This window comes from Psychrobacter sp. DAB_AL43B, assembly GCF_900168255.1.
Classification (GTDB): Bacteria; Pseudomonadota; Gammaproteobacteria; order Pseudomonadales; family Moraxellaceae; genus Psychrobacter.
The window spans coordinates 2,298,036-2,317,069 of sequence record NZ_LT799838.1 but is presented as its reverse complement, the minus strand read 5'-3'; the positions used below and the strand labels follow the sequence as shown (position 1 = coordinate 2,317,069).

12 protein-coding genes are annotated in these 19,034 nt (G+C 41.8%); 3 read left to right on the top strand and 9 right to left on the bottom strand.

From position 1 onward, the window contains the following. Positions 1-4: 4 nt before the first annotated feature. Positions 5-1,138 (top strand): endonuclease/exonuclease/phosphatase family protein, encoded by a 1,134-nt coding sequence (locus tag DABAL43B_RS09875; RefSeq protein ID WP_171996343.1) that lies wholly within the window; start codon positions 5-7, stop codon positions 1,136-1,138. Between the two features lie 792 nt (positions 1,139-1,930). Here the strand turns inward: DABAL43B_RS09875 and DABAL43B_RS09870 are convergent. After that, entirely contained in the window at positions 1,931-3,331 is a 1,401-nt protein-coding gene (locus DABAL43B_RS09870) for a peptidylprolyl isomerase (protein ID WP_079692212.1), read from the bottom strand. Between the two features lie 173 nt (positions 3,332-3,504). Beyond that, positions 3,505-6,618, bottom strand: a complete 3,114-nt coding sequence (locus DABAL43B_RS09865) for an LPS-assembly protein LptD (RefSeq protein WP_079692211.1) — start codon at positions 6,616-6,618, stop codon at positions 3,505-3,507. A gap of 374 nt (positions 6,619-6,992) precedes the next feature. Between DABAL43B_RS09865 and DABAL43B_RS09860 the strand changes: the two genes are divergently transcribed. After that, positions 6,993-8,132 (top strand): aminoglycoside phosphotransferase family protein, encoded by a 1,140-nt coding sequence (locus DABAL43B_RS09860; protein WP_079692210.1) that lies wholly within the window; start codon positions 6,993-6,995, stop codon positions 8,130-8,132. Positions 8,133-8,218: 86 nt separating this feature from the next. Beyond that, complete coding sequence (gene murU / locus DABAL43B_RS09855) at positions 8,219-8,947, top strand: N-acetylmuramate alpha-1-phosphate uridylyltransferase MurU (protein ID WP_079692209.1); 729 nt, start codon at positions 8,219-8,221, stop codon at positions 8,945-8,947. Positions 8,948-9,063: 116 nt separating this feature from the next. Here the strand turns inward: murU and DABAL43B_RS14175 are convergent, their stop codons facing one another. The 7 genes from DABAL43B_RS14175 to DABAL43B_RS09825 form a co-directional block, all read right to left on the bottom strand. Continuing rightward, complete coding sequence (locus tag DABAL43B_RS14175) at positions 9,064-9,180, bottom strand: DUF2474 domain-containing protein (protein ID WP_145952529.1); 117 nt, start codon at positions 9,178-9,180, stop codon at positions 9,064-9,066. A 36-nt stretch (positions 9,181-9,216) separates the two neighbouring features. After that, positions 9,217-10,233 carry a cytochrome d ubiquinol oxidase subunit II gene (gene cydB, locus DABAL43B_RS09850; RefSeq protein WP_079692208.1) on the bottom strand — a complete coding sequence of 339 codons (1,017 nt, stop codon included), beginning with the start codon at positions 10,231-10,233 and terminating at the stop codon, positions 9,217-9,219. Next, positions 10,233-11,726 carry a cytochrome ubiquinol oxidase subunit I gene (locus DABAL43B_RS09845; RefSeq protein WP_079692207.1) on the bottom strand — a complete coding sequence of 498 codons (1,494 nt, stop codon included), beginning with the start codon at positions 11,724-11,726 and terminating at the stop codon, positions 10,233-10,235. The genes cydB and DABAL43B_RS09845 overlap by 1 nt, the downstream gene beginning before the upstream one ends. 469 nt (positions 11,727-12,195) lie before the next feature. Then, positions 12,196-14,715, bottom strand: a complete 2,520-nt coding sequence (locus DABAL43B_RS09840; protein ID WP_079692206.1) for an esterase/lipase family protein — start codon at positions 14,713-14,715, stop codon at positions 12,196-12,198. Positions 14,716-15,108: 393 nt separating this feature from the next. Further along, complete coding sequence (locus DABAL43B_RS09835; protein ID WP_079692205.1) at positions 15,109-16,221, bottom strand: tetratricopeptide repeat protein; 1,113 nt, start codon at positions 16,219-16,221, stop codon at positions 15,109-15,111. Between the two features lie 244 nt (positions 16,222-16,465). Continuing rightward, the gene (coq7, locus tag DABAL43B_RS09830) at positions 16,466-17,104 is read right to left on the bottom strand and encodes a 2-polyprenyl-3-methyl-6-methoxy-1,4-benzoquinone monooxygenase (RefSeq protein ID WP_264753854.1); all 639 of its coding nucleotides are present in this window, start codon (positions 17,102-17,104) and stop codon (positions 16,466-16,468) included. Between the two features lie 231 nt (positions 17,105-17,335). Further along, on the bottom strand, positions 17,336-18,676 hold the full coding sequence (locus tag DABAL43B_RS09825) for an MFS transporter (RefSeq protein WP_079692203.1): 1,341 nt from the start codon (positions 18,674-18,676) through the stop codon (positions 17,336-17,338). Positions 18,677-19,034: the final 358 nt, after the last annotated feature.

The window sequence follows — 19,034 nt, the reverse complement described above, 5'->3', positions numbered from 1 at the left end:
CATTATGGATTTCTCCCTACTATATTATGGCGCACAGTGGTTAGCGGGACTAATCGCCTTTGTAACGATTTGGGGCTGGCTACCACTTGATCATTGGTGGGTACGCGGTGTAGATTTTCCTCGTATTCAAATTATGATACTAGGCATCATTGCATGGATCGGTATGGTGGCGTTTGGCTCAGAATGGCAACTAGGACAGTGGCTGCTATTTGGGTTGTTGAGTATTGCCTTAGTATTTCAGCTCAGAATGGTGTTGCCGTATACCATGCTATGGAAAAAAGAAGTACTAGATGCTAAAGATAAGCCGGATGTGCACGAGTATCAGTTAAAAATCATGGTCTCAAATGTACTAACGACCAATGACGATACCTACAAATTGGTTGAATTAGTACAACAGAAGCAGCCTGATATATTAATTACTTTAGAAAGTGATGAAAAATGGGAGCAAGCGCTCAATCAAGTTGAATCAGATTATCCTTATACTGTAAAAGTACCCTTAGATAATTTGTATGGTATGCATCTATATTCTAAGCTTGAATTGATAGATCCTGAGGTTAAATACTTGATAATTGATGATATCCCTTCGATTCATACGCAGATGCGCTTGCAAGGAGGGCAAGTCATCTGGCTATACTGTCTGCATCCGATGCCACCAAGTCCAACAGAAGCAGACAAATCTACTACCCGCGATGCAGAGCTACTAATGGTTGGAAAGCATATCAAAGATCATAAGCAAACAGCCATATTGGCGGGTGATCTCAATGATGTCGCTTGGTCAAAGACAACCCGTCGCTTTCAGCGTATCTCAGGGCTGCTAGATCCACGTATTGGACGGCATTTTATCAATACTTTTCACGCTAATTACCCATTTCTACGCTGGGCGCTCGATCATATTTTTCATAGTCCTTGTTTTACTGTAGTGGATATCAAGCGCCTCCCTTCTATCGGCTCCGACCATTTTCCCGTTATGACGACATTGCAATATGAGCCAGAAAAGGAGGTTAAACAGGAGGGCAATGCTCCTACTGCCCAAGCAGAAGACTTTAAAGAGACCGAAAATAAAATCAAAGCGGGTAAAAAAGAGGGCAGCAAACTATCTCAAGAGCACGCAGAAGCACAGAATAATAGTGATAAATAATAAATTTAAAGTGGAACATAAATTATATTGAAATAAGTGATAGAGACGTAAGCAAATGCTTACGTCAAATAAGGTCTTTAGCCTCTAGTCGCCGCACATCAATTGTCTTAGAATACATCCATCAACACAAGGATACGTAAGGATACAGTGTTGAGACAGTATTAATAAAATGACAGGTCAGCCCGCTGTCTTATAAGTTACTGTTTATGACTTAGGATGAGTCAATACGGAAGAAATAACAATAATAATATGAAACGCCATAGCCCCGAACCAATCGCCCTAGGTTCGGGGCTTTTCTTTGTGTATAAGTTTTAGAGCTATTTTTAAATACTAATGTTTTCTAAACACCTATTTTGCGACGATTGATTCTAAATATCGAATAACCAAATCAATGCTTCTGCTGCTTTTATATTGGTTATTCTGTTATCGTTTAGATATTCAGAAATATTAAAAGGAATATGAGTGATTTTCCAGAAGATGTTCTTGAGAAAGACGCTCTTGAGAAAGATAGTCTTGAAGAAGACTTGAGCAAAAACTCTAACGCTGAGCCTCAGCCAAAATCTGCTTATGAATGATGTGTGTTAGCCGAAAGTAAAAATTACATGAGTTAATTGCTCAAGCGTAAAAAGAAGCTCGCGAACGCGCGCAGAATGAATAGTAATTATAAAGCTATTCAGACAATAAAAAGGGTATATGCGTTGGCATATACCCTTTTTTTATAAAACGTTTTAGCTGTTATTTAGTTAGCTAGCATATAAATAGTTAGCCAAGCACTCATTAAAGAAACATTGGTTAACCAAGCACTTGAATATAAGCGCCTGAACGCAGCTCTTGCAGCCAATCTTCCTTGGCTTGTGGTGCTAGGCGTTGGTGTAGCGCTTGGCGTGCCATATTACGACGGTATTCATCGCTGACATCCTGCTGACGCTTACCTTCAACTTTTAGTATGTGCCAACCAAACTGAGTTTTAAATGGGGCAGAGTAATCACCAACCGCAGTATTCTTCATCATGGCTTCAAATGGTCCAATCATCTGCTCTTCACCAACCCAATCTAGATCGCCACCGCGTCCTGCTGAGCCGGGATCATCTGAGTAAGTTGATGCCAGACTAGCAAAATCAGCACCACTACGCAGTTGATTATAGAGATCGTTAATCTTTTGCTCAGCAAGCGCATCAGTCTGTAGCTCATCGACTTTGACTAATATATGACGAGTGTTCCACTGAGGTACAAGCGTGGTATCACTGGATTTTTTATTAGCCAGTTTGATGATGTCAATGCCTTCTGGGGTCACTAATGGTGCACTCACTGCGCCGACCTCAAGCTTAGTAATTTCGCTCGATAGCTCTGTAGGTAGGGCAGCTGCTTTATGAAAGCCCATATCTCCACCTTGTAGTGGAATAGGATAGCTGCCTTGGCTTGCCGCAATGGCTTTAGCAACATCGACATTTGGTGCAAGCAGACGTGTACGTAATTTCTGTGCTACCTTTAGCGCTTCGTCACGCTGTGCTTCTGATAGTCGGCTGTAGTCATCTATGTACGGAACACGAACGTGGACCGTTTGGTATTCGCTTTGATTTAAACGTTTGGCTTCAGGGGAGGCTAAAAATGCATCAATATCTTGTTCACTAATGCGCACGCGGTTAGTGATTTGACGTTGTTGCAAGGCTTGTATTGCGGCATCTTCAATCAATTGCGTACGTAAAGTGGCATAGCTACCAGGCTGTGCTGAATCTAAACGCTGCTGCAAAGCACCAATACTGTTGAGACCTTCCGCTTGCGCAATTTGTCCTAAGCGTTGATTGATAGCCGCTTCATCAGGATTTAACCCAACACGTTTGACCAATGACAACTGTAGTTCACGCAAAATGAGCGCATTTAATACTTCGGACTGTAACTGTGCTGAATTAGCAATCGGTTCACCAGCAGCTTTAGCACGCGCCTGAGTCTGAGCAATAGCAGCGACTAAATCACTTTTTAAGATAGCGTTTTCATTGACCAATGCAATGATGCCGTCGGTGCTATTTGCAGGCGTTAAACGAGTTACGCCATTTTTCTCAGCAGCGGTAGTCGCTTGTGCTTTTGCAGGTTTAACGGTGGCTGCTTGGGCGTTGACACTTAATGCCAGCGCGGTGGTTAGCCCCATAGATAGAACTACGGCTTTGCTCGTGTGGCGTAAAGAAAAAAATCTCATGATGCTCCTCATCAATGTCATTGCATCGGATAGTAATCGGTTAAATCCGCTTATGATACTTTGATTATTAAATAATAATAATCAAGTAGCGACTTTGGTTGTTTATAATAAGGTACAAACGCTTTTATATAATACTTAATAAGCTAGCAATTAGGCTTGTTTCTGCCGCGCTATTAATCTTTCCAAGCGCTTTGGACAGGCTCAAATCCTAAGACCTTATCAGCAAGTAATCGTGTTAAACGACTGCTGCCACTGCCAAGACCATTGAGTCTAATCTCTGCCATAATCGCTTGTGTGGGTTTGTCTTTAACATTTAAGTCATTATAGTAACGACGGCCATAAACGGCAAAACCAAAACAGCAATCCTCGTAATCAACACCGATTAAAGAATCGAGTATTTTATCACGATTATAGTCATATTGACCTTGAGCCAATACACGCCAGTTATTATTAATGGGGAAAACCGCGGATGCTGTCAATGCAGACAGTGGTAGCTGGTTGGTATTTTCATCAGCCTGTCGCTTAACAAAACCCACATTAAATAAGCTATTATCAGATGGCTGATAACGCAGCTCAGTAGTAATATAATTTAAATCATAGCTTTTAGTAAGAGCGCCACTCACGTCAATCCAAACGTTATTATAAGGTTGGGTGCTGGTATCCCATACCAATCCTGAAGAAGATGAGGTAAAGACAGGTTTTTCATCTTCAAGTGTGACACGCCCATCATCGATATAAAACTGCTCTGCGATGTTACCATCAAAACGTGTCACACCCGTTGCATCGATGTAACGATAATTAATGCCAGGGGTAAAAGCATGTAAATCTTGCAGGCGGTCATGTCCTAAGAACCAGCTGTCCGAAAACAGCTGCTCGTAGTTGATAGAGGCAATACGAGTATTAAAGTTAGGAATCTCATTTTGGTCTTTGTAAGGCGAGTAGGTGTATTTTAAGCGTGGGCTAAGTAAGCGATAACCGCCCAAAGTATCATCAAACGCACCAAACGGTGAGCCAGCTTGATAAAAATGTAAACCTGCATCAATACTGGCTTGTGGTACAAATATCGACTGGTTACCATCGCCTTTATTGAGTTGGTTGTCCGCTAAGCTGTCTTCATCATAAGACGTATATAGATGCTGTAAGCTCAGCTCTGGCTTGATGTAGCCCCAAGACTTTTCGATTGGATAAGCAGCGCTAATTTTATTGTAAAGACGTGCACCACTTTTCTCATTCTCAGAACCGTCATCGATGGACTTTTTAAAATAAGCCGAATCACTCACACCAGTGATATCAAAACTCTTTGCCCAAGGCAGTCGATAGTTAAGTTTGAGCTGTGGTAGACGCGAGTAAGGCTTATCTTTATCCTGTAATGGCTGTCCATTATTGTTAAAAGCATCGAGGGTTTGAAAGGTCTCGACTTTTAGCTCGCCATCGACATAATCGTTATAATAATTAAGTTGGGCACGGCGAGGAAGGTTTAAAGTATTGTCTGATAAACCTAACGTATCAAAATCGTTCAGATAGTCTGCATCAGACACATAGCTATACTTAGCATCACCGCTTAAGCGTGGAATGCTGGTCGATGACCAATAATGATCATAAAATAAGCTGCTGCGATCTTCGCCGTCATACTCTTTATCATTGGGTAAGTAGGAGCCGTTAAAAATCCCTTCGCCATAATTCTCAGTCAAATAGCGAAATTCACCTGAGAGCATCGGATTACGATTGGTATAGATATGGGTGTTAAGCGTCGCATCGTAGTTGGGTGCTAAATTGAGATAGTACGGTATATCAACTTCAAGCCCACTTTTACTTCCAAAGCTAGCACTAGGTAATAAAACCCCAGTACTGCGACGATTATCTATAGGAAAATTAAAATAAGGCAAGTAGAACACCGGCACATCAGCGATACGGAAAGTCGTATTATAGGCTTCGCCTCGGCCAGTATCGGTATCCAAGTCAATACTTTTGGCTTCAAATTGCCATTTACGATTGGTTGGTGGACAGGTGCTATACATTACCTCATCTAGCTCATATTGGCTGTCATTAGGTCGATTTAGGCGCTTGGCATAGCCGTGTGCTTGCAATTCCACACTAGCAAAGGCCACATTAGTGGCAGTTGATTGTCCGGTTTCAGTATTGTAGTTTAAGCCGTCCGCGACACCGATGAGACCGCCTTGTGTTGTCTTGTCAGTGAGGCTAGTTCTATTGTTATTTGGGGCGTTGTTTCTTTGATTATTGGTATTTTGAGCTTGAGTAGTAGACGTATTGTTTTTACCAGTAGCTTGGTCAGTAAACATCACTTTACCTTGCGCCGCAGCCACGCCTTTGCTCAAGTCCAGTACGATTTTGTCCGCTTCGATATGCTGGGTACCTTGGTCAATAATGACATTGCCTGATAGCTCGGCATAATCGACACTATCGTAATAACCATAATCTGACTCTGCAAATAGCGGCGCTTGGTTGTTGGGAATACCGTTTAGATTGGGTGTTGGTTGACCATTACTAGCGCCAGCCTCATTTATAGCTCGTTGATAATTAGGGTTTTTCTTTGGATAGACCCATTGACCTTCGCAGCGTTGGGCGCTATCGACGGTGTTTGGCAGTAGCTGTAAATTTCTACCTACTGTTGGAATAGCTTGCGCTGTAGGCATAAGCGTATTCTGAATATTGTCTGCTTCAGAGCCTGCCACATTGTCAGCATTGCTTACCGTTGAGGTATCAGTATCGGGAGTCAATTCATAAAATTCTGCCAAACGCATGAGGCTATCTTGAATACTCTCGTCGCTGACATCAAGTTTGCTGTTGTCAGTTTTTGGCTCAGGTGTGATGCTGTTAGTTGCTCGCGCCGTACTATTATTTGGATGACGGTCGTTGTTGGTCTCTAGTGGCTGTATAAAGGAATCATCACTATTTTCATTAATTTCAGTAACATTTAAATTGCTATTATCCAAAGGTACGTTGCTAGTCAAAACCGTGTTATTAGCATCAGCTGCAGTATTTGTTTCTTTATAGTCTGTATTCTGATTGCTCTCGCTTGGATAACTGATGTCTTGATTGCTACTGTTATTATTGTCGCTATTACTACTAGCACTATTACTACTAGAATTATTATTAGTGGAATTCGTCACGTCATCAGAGACATAACGGCTAGAGCTATCAGCGGTCAATAGCTCAGGCGTCAGCGAATCAGTATTAGTGATAGCAGCACTCACGGTTAAGCTGGATAAGCCTAAGGCACCAAATAAAATCAAACGGATGCTTTGGTAGAGCGGAGAATATAACAAGGGCACACCTATGATTGTAGAGCCTATTGGATTGCGACATTTGGTCTATTGACCATATTTCAGCTATATTTGGCGCTTAAAAAATGAATAATAAATAATATAATCTTAAAATCTGGGACGTTTTACATATAATGACGACTAATCATAGTCAAAAAAAATCAAATCAGCTACACTAATTATCAAATTGTCAAAATTTATCAGATAACCAAGCCATTCTTGAGAGAGAGGCTGAATTTGTAGTGAGCCGCAAATATTGCCTAATGCATCAATAGATTTAAGACAGCTGCTATTGTGGGTTAAGTGCCCACTATTTTAGCAAGTATTTGCCACACTTATCACTAATTTAGTTATTTACGATTTATATTTAACCTGCGATGCCTTTTATGACCGATAAAACTATGATCGATAAAACAATGTTAGAGCCGACCGTACCTGTTACAAATACTCGCCAGCAGCAGCTAGAAACCTGGTTACAGCAAGTATTTATAGAGCAAAAATTTATTCTCGATAGCCTGCCTGGTGATGCTAGCGCGCGCCAATATCACCGTATCCAATTATTGGATAATGATGAGAATAATGCGACAAAAACAGCGCGCTATATTGTCATGGATTCTGCTGATGAACAAGATGCTTTGCAGCAGTTTATCAATGTGGCAAAGTTGATGTCACCGGCCATCAATGTCCCAACGCTGGTAGCCCAAGATGTGACAAAGGGATTTTTGGTATTACAAGATTTTGGTACGGTAGAGTTTGCGCATTTACTCGTTGATGCGACCCCTGCACAGATTAACGATTACTATCAATTGGCGATGCATACGTTAATCGCGCTACAAACGGTGCCAGTCGCGACGGCAAAATCAGATTACCAATTGCCAGACTATGATACGGCACTATTGACCCGTGAGATGGATTTATTTAGCGATTGGTTTATTCCTCATATCGGTGTAGCGCTTAATAAAACGTTATGGGAAAATCTAAAATCAGCCTTAATAAATGAGATTTTATTACAGCCACAAGTGATCGTCCATCGTGATTACCACAGCCGTAATTTAATGCAAGATCAGGCGGATAAAACGCATTTAGGGGTGATTGATTTTCAAGATGCTGTGATTGGTGCTTATAGTTATGATTTGGTGTCACTGCTGCGTGATGCTTATGTCGATTGGTCAGAGCATCAAGTGAGCCTCTGGATCCATGATTTTTGGCAATTGCAGCAGCAAGCTGGGCTCGAGACGGCAAACAGTGCAGAACAGTTTGAGAGTGACGTGAATGTGATGGGCGTACAGCGACATCTAAAAGTGCTTGGTATTTTTATTAGGCTTTATGAGCGCGATGGTAAAAATCGCTATTTGGCCGATATTCCTAAGGTGATGCGTGATTTAATTTTTGAGCTGGAATGGCTTGAAGAATATGGTAGCCATCCTATGCAACAAACGGTAGCACCTTTTAATGAATGGTTGAGAGATACGGTACTGCCCGCATATCAGAGTAAGTTTGTGCAGCAATACATTTAATTAACGTCATTTGATAGGTTGTTATAAAGTATCGATAGTTTTCATCTTAATTTTTAATGTGATAAAAATAAGAAAAAGGAGCGGTTATGTCCGCAATAACGCAAGCAATGATTTTGGCAGCGGGTAAGGGCACGCGCCTGCGTCCGTTGACACTTGAAACGCCTAAGCCCTTAGTAGAAGTTGGCGGGCAGCCACTCATTGTCTGGCACATCAAAGCACTACAAGCGGCTGGTATCACTGATATTACGGTTAATGCGTCTTGGCTTGCAGAAAAACTGATGGATACGTTAGGTGACGGCTCGCAATTTGGCGTGCAGTTGCATTGGTCTCTTGAAAATGATGAGCCATTAGAGACGGCTGGTGGTATTTTCAAAGCGCTACAAACGGGCAAACTACAAGATGCGCCATTTATCTTAGTCAATTCTGATGTCTGGACGACGTTTGATTTTACTAAGCTAACCACTTATGAGCTAGGCGCAGACCAGCGTGCGCATTTATTATTGATTGATAATCCAGAGCATAATAATGCTGGCGATTTTGCTATCAACAATGGCTTGGCTAGTGAGCAAGCGATCGGCGATGCTGATAAATATACTTTTGCTGGTATTAGTGTTGTGTCGCCGCGTTTAGTTGAGGGCTTGGTATCAGGGCAACCAGCGGCACTGGCACCACTACTTAAACAGGCAATGATCAAGTTCCAAGTGACCGCAGAAGTAATTATGGATAATTGGGTAGACGTGGGTACGCCTGAGCGTTTAGAGCAGGTAAATGAGTTTATTGAAACTAAAGGTACAGGCGCACATCGCGGTGCTTAAATAGTATTTATTCGTTACACTATTCCAGATTTATAGTAATAGCTAAAAAAAACCGCCGCCCTAATGTTATTAGGGCGGCGGTTTTTTTATTAATGGCTAACTGAATAGATAAATACTTACACGCCCATTGCCAATTTAATCAGCTGCGCAATGATAAAAATAGCCAAAAAACCTGCGATATATAAGCCAATAAACCATGCCCATTGCGACTGCTTTTTACTAAGATTTTTCATAATACTCTCCTGAAAGCTTAGGATATAAAATGCTGCTTAATACATATGCTCATGATCGGTTTTACCTTTAAACGTATAATAGGCAAAAGCGGTATAACTGAGAATAATCGGTAGCATAATACCGGCACCAATCAACATAAATGATAGCGAGGTATCAGCCGCAGCAGCCTCATAAATAGTCATTTGATACGGGACGATATACGGGAAGATAGCAAAACATACGCCAATATAACCCATTAAAAATAGTGCTACCGTTAATAAGAACGGGCGATATTCACGCTCTGATGTCAAATCTTTGCGCATCAAGAAAAATAATAGCACGACGATAATTGGCATCGGTGCAAGATATAATAGACCTGGGAAACTAAACCAGCCTTCAAGCGCTTTGATATCTGAGAAGTACATAAACATCGTGACTGCAATCATTGCTACAATCAATGCAGACAACATCCAACCAGATACTTTACGTGCCCATACTTGCAGCTTATGCTCAGTTTTGATAATCAGCCACGTTGAACCGAGTAGCGCATAACCGATCATAAGTGCAATACCACAAGCGATAGAAAACGGCGTGAACCAATCAAAAGGACCACCAGTATATAAGCGATTGCTCGCCTCTAATCCTTGAACTAAAGCACCGAGCATAATTCCTTGGAAGAAGGTTGCAACGACAGAACCGATAAAAAAGAAATAATCCCATACATAACGATGTGAAGAGGCTTTGAAACGAAATTCAAACGCCACGCCACGCATGATAAGACCAAATAGCATAAAGGTGACGGGCAGATAAAGACCGGTCATAATGATGCCATAAGCAACTGGGAATGCGGCAAACAAGCCACCGCCGCCCAATACCAACCACGTCTCATTACCATCCCAAAAAGGAGCGATAGAGTTCATCATGCGGCTACGGTTTTTATCAGAGCCAGCAAACGGGAATAAGATACCGCAGCCCAAATCAAAGCCATCGAGTAATACATAGATGAAGACTGCTAAAGCGATTAAACCGCCCCAAATGAGGGGTAAATCTAATACATCACCAAAGTTAAACATTAGCGTAATCCTCCGTCATCGACGTCATCGGCAGGCTTATCAAGATCTTCTACTTTCTCACTGGCGTTGCTATCACCACTTAACGTGCGACCTTGACCTTCAGTGATTGAGTGCTCATAGAAATTATCATCAGCAGGGTCCTCATAAGGTTTAGGACCTTCAGCGATTAAACGAAGAATATAAAGGCTACCTGCGCCAAATACGATGATATATAGGACAATAAAGCCAATCAGTGTCGTTGCGACTTGTTGGGCAGCAACCGGAGACATGCTCTCAGCAGTACGAATAACCCCATATACTGTCCATGGCTGACGACCGGTTTCGGTAACAAACCAACCTGCAAGTAGGGCGATAAAACCAAGTGGCGTCATTATCATCCAAGCACGGTGGAACCATTTACTTTCAGGATCGAATTGTTGTTTTTTAAAGTATTTATAAAGACTAAATAGACCTACAATTACCATTAATGTACCAATAGCAACCATGACGCGGAATGACCAAAAAACAATGGGAACGTACGGTCGGTCTTCTGGTGCCCAGTTTTTAAGCCCTTTAACTTCGCCGTCTAATGAGTGCGTTAAAATTAAACCCGAGACATAAGGAATTTTAATTTCATAATGGTTTTTTTCTGCTTTTTGATCTGGAATGCCAAATAAAACCAAGGGCGCACCGCGCTCATTTTCCCACAGACCTTCCATCGCCGCTACTTTAACTGGTTGATGCTCTAAAGTGTTTAGACCATGCATATCACCGATAAGTACCTGTGCTGGCGCGACAAAAATGGCCATCACCATTGCCATACCGAGCATGACACGACCATGTTTACGATGTTCGATATGTTTTTTTGATTGCAAATAATACGCGCCAATACCACCGATAACAAAAGCAGTGGTCAAAAAGGCTGCGGTCATCATGTGTGCATAACGGTAAGGGAATGAGGGATTAAAAATGATTTCTAACCAATTGGTCGGATAGAGTAAACCATCCGCGCCGACCATAAAACCTTGAGGCGTCTGCATGAAACTGTTGGCAGCCAAAATCCAAAACCCCGATATCAGCGTACCAATAGCGACAATCGCCGTAGAGGCAAAGTGCATACGCTTACTAACGCGGCCCCAACCAAATAGCATAATTCCTAAGAACGACGCTTCTAAGAAAAAGGCGGTTAATACTTCGTAGGCGAGTAGTGGACCTATGACGTTCCCTGCTTTATCAGAGAATACCGCCCAATTGGTACCGAATTGGTAGGACATCACCACGCCCGATACCACACCCATCCCAAACACCACGGCAAATATTTTCACCCAGTGCTTATAAACTTCTGCATAAATAGGCTCACCAGTTTTAAGCCAGCGAAACTCTAAGACAGTTAGAAAGCTGGCAAGTCCGATGGAAAAAGCCGGAAAGACAATATGCCATGAAATAACAAAAGCAAATTGAATTCGCGCGAGCATCAGCGCATCAAGCTGACTGATCATAAATGTAGCGAACATAAATGGTTACCCTTATCTGTTAGCTGAATAGCGCTAGCTTCCATGATACGCTGAAGTAACTGTCCGTAACGGTCCATTAATCAGGACGATAATTGCTAGGGACAATGGCTAAGTGTTATTTAGCTATTACTGTCATTTAGATGACATCTTAACCAAGGTAGTTTTAATTAGCACTATTTAGTTAAATTAAATAATTTATGTCCTTATAAACTATTTAATATGCATTCTATGACAGTGTTAATAATATCTACTATTCAAGTATTATGCGCCTGACCATGCGTACACGCAAGTTAGGGGAACTTCTTAATACACACCTATTAGTCATAATTTATCAACAATGTTGTTTTTAAAAAAGCCATTGTTTAAGTAAGGTTATCAATAGATACGTAATAGTAATCTAAAATAACATTTTCTAATAACAGTTATTCGATACGCATTGTAAAAAATATTGTTAGAAGAAAAATTTTCGCTAATGTTTTAACTGCTGATGCAAAATACGGCGCAGGGTAAGAATAGTTTGTGGATTCTCTTGAATACTATGACCGCCATTGATGACGGTCTCCGACGCTGCACCATCAAGATGAGCGCTGGTATAGGGCACGATACCATCTGATAGACGTGAGGTTAATGCTTGGCCAATCTCTCCATCGACTGTGACGGCGGCGACAAGCGCTTTACTCGACAACTTATCTGTATCAGCGCCTGCATTATCTGTATTACTTGTATCGGTAGCTTCGATTGCACTATCGTCATCCTCTGCGATTTCTTGCGATAAATCAAGTTTGACACCCGCTGGTTGCATCTCTGCAAGACCTTTAGTGATATCGGCATCGTTATTGGCGATTATCGAATGATACGTAATACGCTTATTAATACTGATGTCTTTCGTTAATTGAATAAAAGAAGATTTATCACTTAATTGACTGGCACCATTTTGCAAATATAGCGCGCCGAAAGGGTTTTGTGCCAAGTCACCTTGGATGGCAATAGTCGCTAAATTGTCCGTGACGGTTTTTACCAAACCAACGGGGAGATAAATAATGCGGCGTAAAGCGCGAGTAAACCAACGATCGGCATAGTCAGTACCTTGGAAAGGCGAGGATAAGAATACCGCTGTGTCGACTTGCGGTAGGGCGCTTAACTCAAACCGGTTACGCAGCTCTTTATTAGTAAGCGCTTGTTTTAGCATCGCATCGACCTGACGTTGGCTGCTGTTGGCCAGTAAGTCCTTGTCGTCTAATGCATCCAAATTGTTTGCCAAATTATCATCAGACAGCATCATACGAGCAATGATACCGCCCATACTATGGCTGATAATGACGCTGTTTTTGCTGGAGAGGTTTTGCCCTTTAGGGTCTGTTTGCTGATAAGTCGTATTGATTAACTTTTGGATTTGATAGCGATTTTCTAAAATAGGTAAGTTGGTTGGATAAAATATTTGCCATACTTGATAGTTATTACGCAACTTATCATCATTAAAAATATCGTTGGTTAAATTGACCCAAGTTGCCGGACTCGAGGCCAAACCATGCAGCATAATAATCACTCGTTTATCGGGATCATAAGGCTCGAGCATAAAGAGTTTTGGCAGACTGGCTTCTTTTTGGCGGGTAATGAGGTTTAAATAGCCGACGCCGTCCAGCTGGTTTTCTGCCAGCCATAATCCATAACCGGCAGAGAAGTTGGCTGCAAGTGGATAATCATCGCCTAAAATATTGGCGCTCTCACTGCGGTAAGGATTGTAAAGATGTATATCTAGCTGCTCACTACTGAGGGTGCCGAGCACGCTATCGCCAGTTGGCTTAATCAGCCCCGTCATCAATAAATGTCCAGTCGGATAAATGCGTGAGCTGGCGTCACTTTCCTGTGCCTTGTCCCGTGTATTGTTGTCTATACTGCCATCACTGGCTTCTTTATTTAGTCGACCTGATAGCGAGGATACCAATAACTGACGGATAGTGGTGGTGTAGCGATCGTCCAGTGAAGCAACCAAGCTGATACCCAATCCTGGTCGTTTGCTGATTGAGTTGAGTCCAGACAGACGCAGCTCGTAAGTTGAGACCAAGTCAGCAAGCGCTGAGGTTTGTTGGTTGGCGTTTTTTAGGTAGTTGTTTTCGTTGGGCAAATAGACATTAAGGTCATAATTGTCTAGTTTTACCTTCATTACTTTGACTTGATCGGTAGGCTTACCGCTAAGTGGCGTTCGATTAGCAATTGCTGCTTGTTCAATACTATCGCTGCTAGTCGCCGTGGTTGGTAGATACTCCACTTTTATATCGCCCATCATTCTATTGGTGCCACCTTCCGGTTGATATAGCTGGGTAATGACGTCATTGCTGGCAGCGTTATAGATGTCTTGGGTTTGGATGTCGATATCGCTTGGGATACGATTTTGCTGTTTAGTCCTGCCTTTCTCTTTATCCGCTCCTTCAAAATCATGGACTAAACTGTCATAAAACAAGTAAGTATAACTTGATTTAATGGCGTCAAATAGCTGTCCTTGATAGCTCACTAAGCATTTATTAGTTTTTTCTTTTTGTACCTTGGCAGCAGCATCGTCTAATGACGCGTTGGCATAATAAGGATCAAGTGGCGGGCGGGCAAGTGCATTTTGGCAGTCTTGCGACTTTGCCAGCTCGCGCGCTTTAGCATAGTATAGCTCCGAAAAAACCGCCAACGCTGGGCGGTAATGTTCATTGAGCATGCTGTCATTCAGCTGCGTTAGGCATAAGTCAAATTGCTGCATACAGGCTTGCTCATTGAGTCCTGCTGACAGTAAGACCGATGCAGTATCACTACTTAACTTGTCATCGGTAACAATATTGCCGCGCTGGGCAGAAATGGTCTTTGCGGACGCCTGTTTATTGACAGAAACGGTGCTACAAGCAGGCAATACTGCCATTACTGATACTAATGCCAATAGGGCAACAGGCTTGATGTTTTTATTGGTGGGTGTCAGCGCATTATTGACAGGGTCAGCAAAAATCATAGGTAATTCCAGTTAATAATGGTCAGAAATGTATAATTAAGTGCTTACTACATCAGCATGAGTGTAACGTAACTTTTGTGGTTCGACTATTATATTTGATGCCTTATATTCAAATATTACCAAATTTTATTGATACATTTTGCTAAATAAAAATGAATAAAGTTTGTTCAAAATAAAAGAAATATACTCAAAATATCGTTTAGTAAGGAGTTATACAGGTGTGGTCTACTTAGCGCTTATGCTAGGCAGAAAAAAGCGTCTTTTTTATATTGCCTTTGTGACAACATAAAAAAAGACGCTAAAGTAACACTCTCAAATTATTTATGATTATAATTTGAGAGCGCTTTTTGATGGCTAACTATACGTTAGCCATTATATTTAAGTGGATAATGTTTACATAGTTGGTTTAACATTAACATTTGGTGCTGGGATGTCCCAAATATAAAATTTACCATCTTCTACAAGCTTGATTTGCTGACGAATGAGGGCGTTATTAGGTACTTGTTGCTCAAGGCGACGTAGACGCTCTAATGCTTTATCACGGCGATCACTTAACAAATCTGATTGTGCCAAACTTTGCTCTGCTTCGGTGTAGCCTAGACTGACTGCTTTATCGAGGTATTTTTGTCCTTCTTTAAAACCGCCGCCTTCTGACAACATCAAACCATATAAAAAGTTGGCTTCACCGCTATCAGGCTTAACCTTGATAGCACGATCAACATATTGTCCGCCGCGTACCGTATATTCTGACCCCAAATCCAAGTTACGACCCATACCATTCAGCTTAGCCGCACGAAGTAATACATCATACGAGGCATTTGGCGATTTGGCATAAGGCTCAATCCAATCCGTCATTACTTTGATTTTTTCACGAGCGTTGTGACGTTGGGTGCGGTTAGGGAAGTTTGGTGGGTAGTGGCGTGCATTTGGCGATACGTCTTTAATAAAGTCATCTAATAAGCTAACGTCCAATTTATCGGTGCCAAGGCCTTTTTGTTGCGGTATCAACATCGTAGGTACAAAGCTGATATCTGACAGCTGTACTTGTGGTGTTGGGATATTTGGCAGCTGACCACCGCGCAAATCAATGCCGGTTGCAGTCATTGGTCCACGCTCATAAACCCGAGTAGTGCCTGTTAATTCAAGTTCTTGGTTGGCTTGCGACTGAGCCACGTTTTGAGCCGTGTTTAAAGGTGCACGGTTTGGTTGCACATTGCTTTGTTGCGCATTGCTTTGTTGTACATTATTTACTTGAGCAGTATTAGTATTTAACTGCGACTCAGGTTGAGGAGTACTGACGGCAGCGTTAGGTTGAGCTCGGCGAATCACGCGTTTGCTTGAATCGATTGCGCTAGGGACAGCGGCGTTAGCAGAGGCGGCCGCGGTATCGTTTTCTGCAGCATTCACAGGAGCAGATAGCATCATGGCACATGCGGCAGCTAATGCCGTTAAGGTCGCAAATTTATGCGCTTTGTTAGAGATATTCGGTTGGCTGATTGCTTTCATAAAAATCGTTACCTTGTTTAATAGTTATGTTTAATAATTATCTTGTTTATTTGGTCGTTATTAATAAATCCATTGATTAATAGTGCTGTCGCGATAATATAGAATTGTTATAGCAAAATCGTACAAATTTTTAATACCGTAGCAAATTACTCTCAATGCTATCAGTAGTAGGATTGTTAAAAGTAAATACTGACCCATTATCTGCATCATTTATAGCAAAGAATATGGCTTGCTATATCGATGATTATAGATGATAAGCTGTGGCTTTCATTCGATTGGCCATCCAACGCATGGTATGGCGTACGGGTGGCGACAATGCTGCACCGCCATTGATGAGAGCTAACTCGCGATGATGCAATTCTTCAATATCCATTTGCGCCAATATTTCTCTTGAGCGCTGATCTTGCAACGGTAGCTGGCCAATGTGATCTTGTAGATGCTCGCTGACTTGCGCCTCAGTTTCAGCGACAAACCCCAAACTAAACTCGTTAGAGATGGCACCTGCTACCGCCCCAAGACCAAATGACATGCCGTACCATAATGGCGTAAAAATACTGGGATGGCTGCCAAGCTCATCTAAACGGGTCTCGCACCAGACCAAATGGTCGACTTCTTCTTCAGCGGATTGCTGCATGGCTTGTTTGACATTATCATCTTTTGCCGTCAATGCTTGCCCATGATACAGCCCTTGCGCGCATACTTCGCCGGTATGATTGATACGCATCAATCCTGCAACATGACGCGCCTCAGTGATACTCAGCTCAGGAATCTCGTCACTGCTCACAGGCAATGGACGGGTGCTAGGGTTCGAATGCGGTACGACAGCTCGCAATGCCTTGTCTACTCCAAGCAGTAATTGATCGATTTTTGATAAGGGACGCAGGGCCATGGTTCACTCCTGATGGCTTTATTTACGAAGTTTACTAAGAATATACTTTTACTATTGAATGTTTTAAAGGGTATCGACTATAACAACTTACTCACAAACATTACTATAGCAAACAATACAGATTGTCAGCATTATAATTATGCGCTCAACGTCCAACTTATAATGACAGCGGTTATCAGTAATGACAGTGGCTATCAGTACTGTGGGTTCAAATTTTCCAACGCTTTAATCTTGTCTATTCAGTTGATCGTCATGAGTTTGGATGCTTGCATGCTTGATATGCTTATTCAGTTTTATATATAAAAATACCCCGAAGGCAATGTTGAGCAAGCCCGTGACTAGGAATAATTGTGGTAGTGACATCCCTAAGCTGTTTAATACGACGATAGAAAAAATCGCTGAGCTGACCATAAAAATGGCATTGAAGATATTGTTGGCACCGACGATGCGCGCGCGGTGACTTTTGGGCGCATACGCCTGCATAGACGCATATAAAGGCACGATGTATAAGCCGCCACTAAAGCCTAAAAAGAACAAGTCGATAAAGACACGCCAGCTGCCAGTGATATTAAATAGCCCGCTCATGCCTATCAAAGTATCCGTACCGACATCAATAGATAACCCTGACAGTGAAAAATATAAGTCGATAGCAAAAATACTTAAACCAGCGATGCCAAAGGGTAATAGGCGTAAGCTGACCTGATTTTTGGTCAATCTTTTACATAACAATGAACCAATGGATACTCCAACTGAGAATAAGGTCAGTAGGAAAATCACCACTGACTCATCACCATGTAAGATAACTTTACTAAATTCAGGTGTTTGGGTCAAAAATGTTGCCCCATAAAACCAGAACCAGCTATTACCTAAAATGACAAAGAATAAAAACCGTAACGAATATAAGTAGCGTACGGCTGACATACTGGTAGTAAAAATATTCCAATTAATTTTTAAGTCAGGTTGCATCGCTGGCATGGTGGGTATAGATCTTGCTGCAAAATAACCTAATATCGCGACTACTAATACCGTCACGCTAATCCAATATAGCGGCTGCGGCACTTGGGTTAGGACGCCAGCAATAATCATACCGAGTAATATAGCCAGTGACGTGCCCATTTGAAATAAGCCATTGGCACCGACCAATTCATTTTCTTTCATTGCTTGTGGTAAATAGGCGTATTTAATAGGCCCAAAAAAGGTCGATTGTGTGCCCATCAAAAATAACGCGACAAACAATAGTGCGTACCATTCAAATACAAAGCCCACTGCCGCAATCACCATAATTGACAGCTCAAGCAGCTTAGTAAAGCGGGTCAGTTTAGACTTTTCAAACTTATCAGCGATTTGCCCTGCGAGCGCTGAAAATAGGAAATAAGGCAAAATAAACAGCATCGCTGCCAAGTTATTCAAAATACTGACCTCAACCCCAAGCTGGCTAGCAGCAGTGTAGGTCAGGACTAATATCAGCGCTTGCTTAAAAATATTGTCGTTAAACGCCCCCAAAAACTGGGTAAAAAACATGGCACTAAAACGGCGGCGCTTAAATAACTGAAACTGGTTGGCCATGAAAATTCCTACAGATGGGTCGCGGCTAATAAATGAGAAGGAAAACAGATAACGCAGCTGTCAATTTATCAATAAGCAATATCGATAATTATCAACGCTATCAAAAACTTATCTAAATATGACATAGGTTTTATCAATGTTAAGCCGTATAATAGCAAGGCTTTGGTAAAAATACATGCGCCCAATGCTATGATTTAATAATTAACTAAGTTATGATTTGTAAGTTTTAGCGGATCAAAGCCTGAGAGAGCGAGCGCTAGCAAGGATTTGTCAGCACTCAACACCGTTTATTGCAAGCCATCATTTAGGCGCTAATATTCAAAGTAGTGCTTAAGCGATCATAGTCCAAACGATACCA

What these genes read in the sequence shown, in the direction of transcription:
- DABAL43B_RS09875 (WP_171996343.1), top strand. Translation starts at nt 5, where the DNA reads ATGGATTTCTCCCTACTATATTATGGCGCACAGTGGTTAGCGGGACTA.
- DABAL43B_RS09870 (WP_079692212.1), bottom strand. Translation starts at nt 3,331, where the DNA reads ATGAGATTTTTTTCTTTACGCCACACGAGCAAAGCCGTAGTTCTATCT.
- DABAL43B_RS09860 (WP_079692210.1), top strand. Translation starts at nt 6,993, where the DNA reads ATGCCTTTTATGACCGATAAAACTATGATCGATAAAACAATGTTAGAG.
- murU (WP_079692209.1), top strand. Translation starts at nt 8,219, where the DNA reads ATGTCCGCAATAACGCAAGCAATGATTTTGGCAGCGGGTAAGGGCACG.
- DABAL43B_RS14175 (WP_145952529.1), bottom strand. Translation starts at nt 9,180, where the DNA reads ATGAAAAATCTTAGTAAAAAGCAGTCGCAATGGGCATGGTTTATTGGC.
- cydB (WP_079692208.1), bottom strand. Translation starts at nt 10,233, where the DNA reads ATGTTTAACTTTGGTGATGTATTAGATTTACCCCTCATTTGGGGCGGT.
- DABAL43B_RS09845 (WP_079692207.1), bottom strand. Translation starts at nt 11,726, where the DNA reads ATGTTCGCTACATTTATGATCAGTCAGCTTGATGCGCTGATGCTCGCG.
- DABAL43B_RS09840 (WP_079692206.1), bottom strand. Translation starts at nt 14,715, where the DNA reads ATGATTTTTGCTGACCCTGTCAATAATGCGCTGACACCCACCAATAAA.
- DABAL43B_RS09835 (WP_079692205.1), bottom strand. Translation starts at nt 16,221, where the DNA reads ATGAAAGCAATCAGCCAACCGAATATCTCTAACAAAGCGCATAAATTT.
- DABAL43B_RS09825 (WP_079692203.1), bottom strand. Translation starts at nt 18,676, where the DNA reads ATGGCCAACCAGTTTCAGTTATTTAAGCGCCGCCGTTTTAGTGCCATG.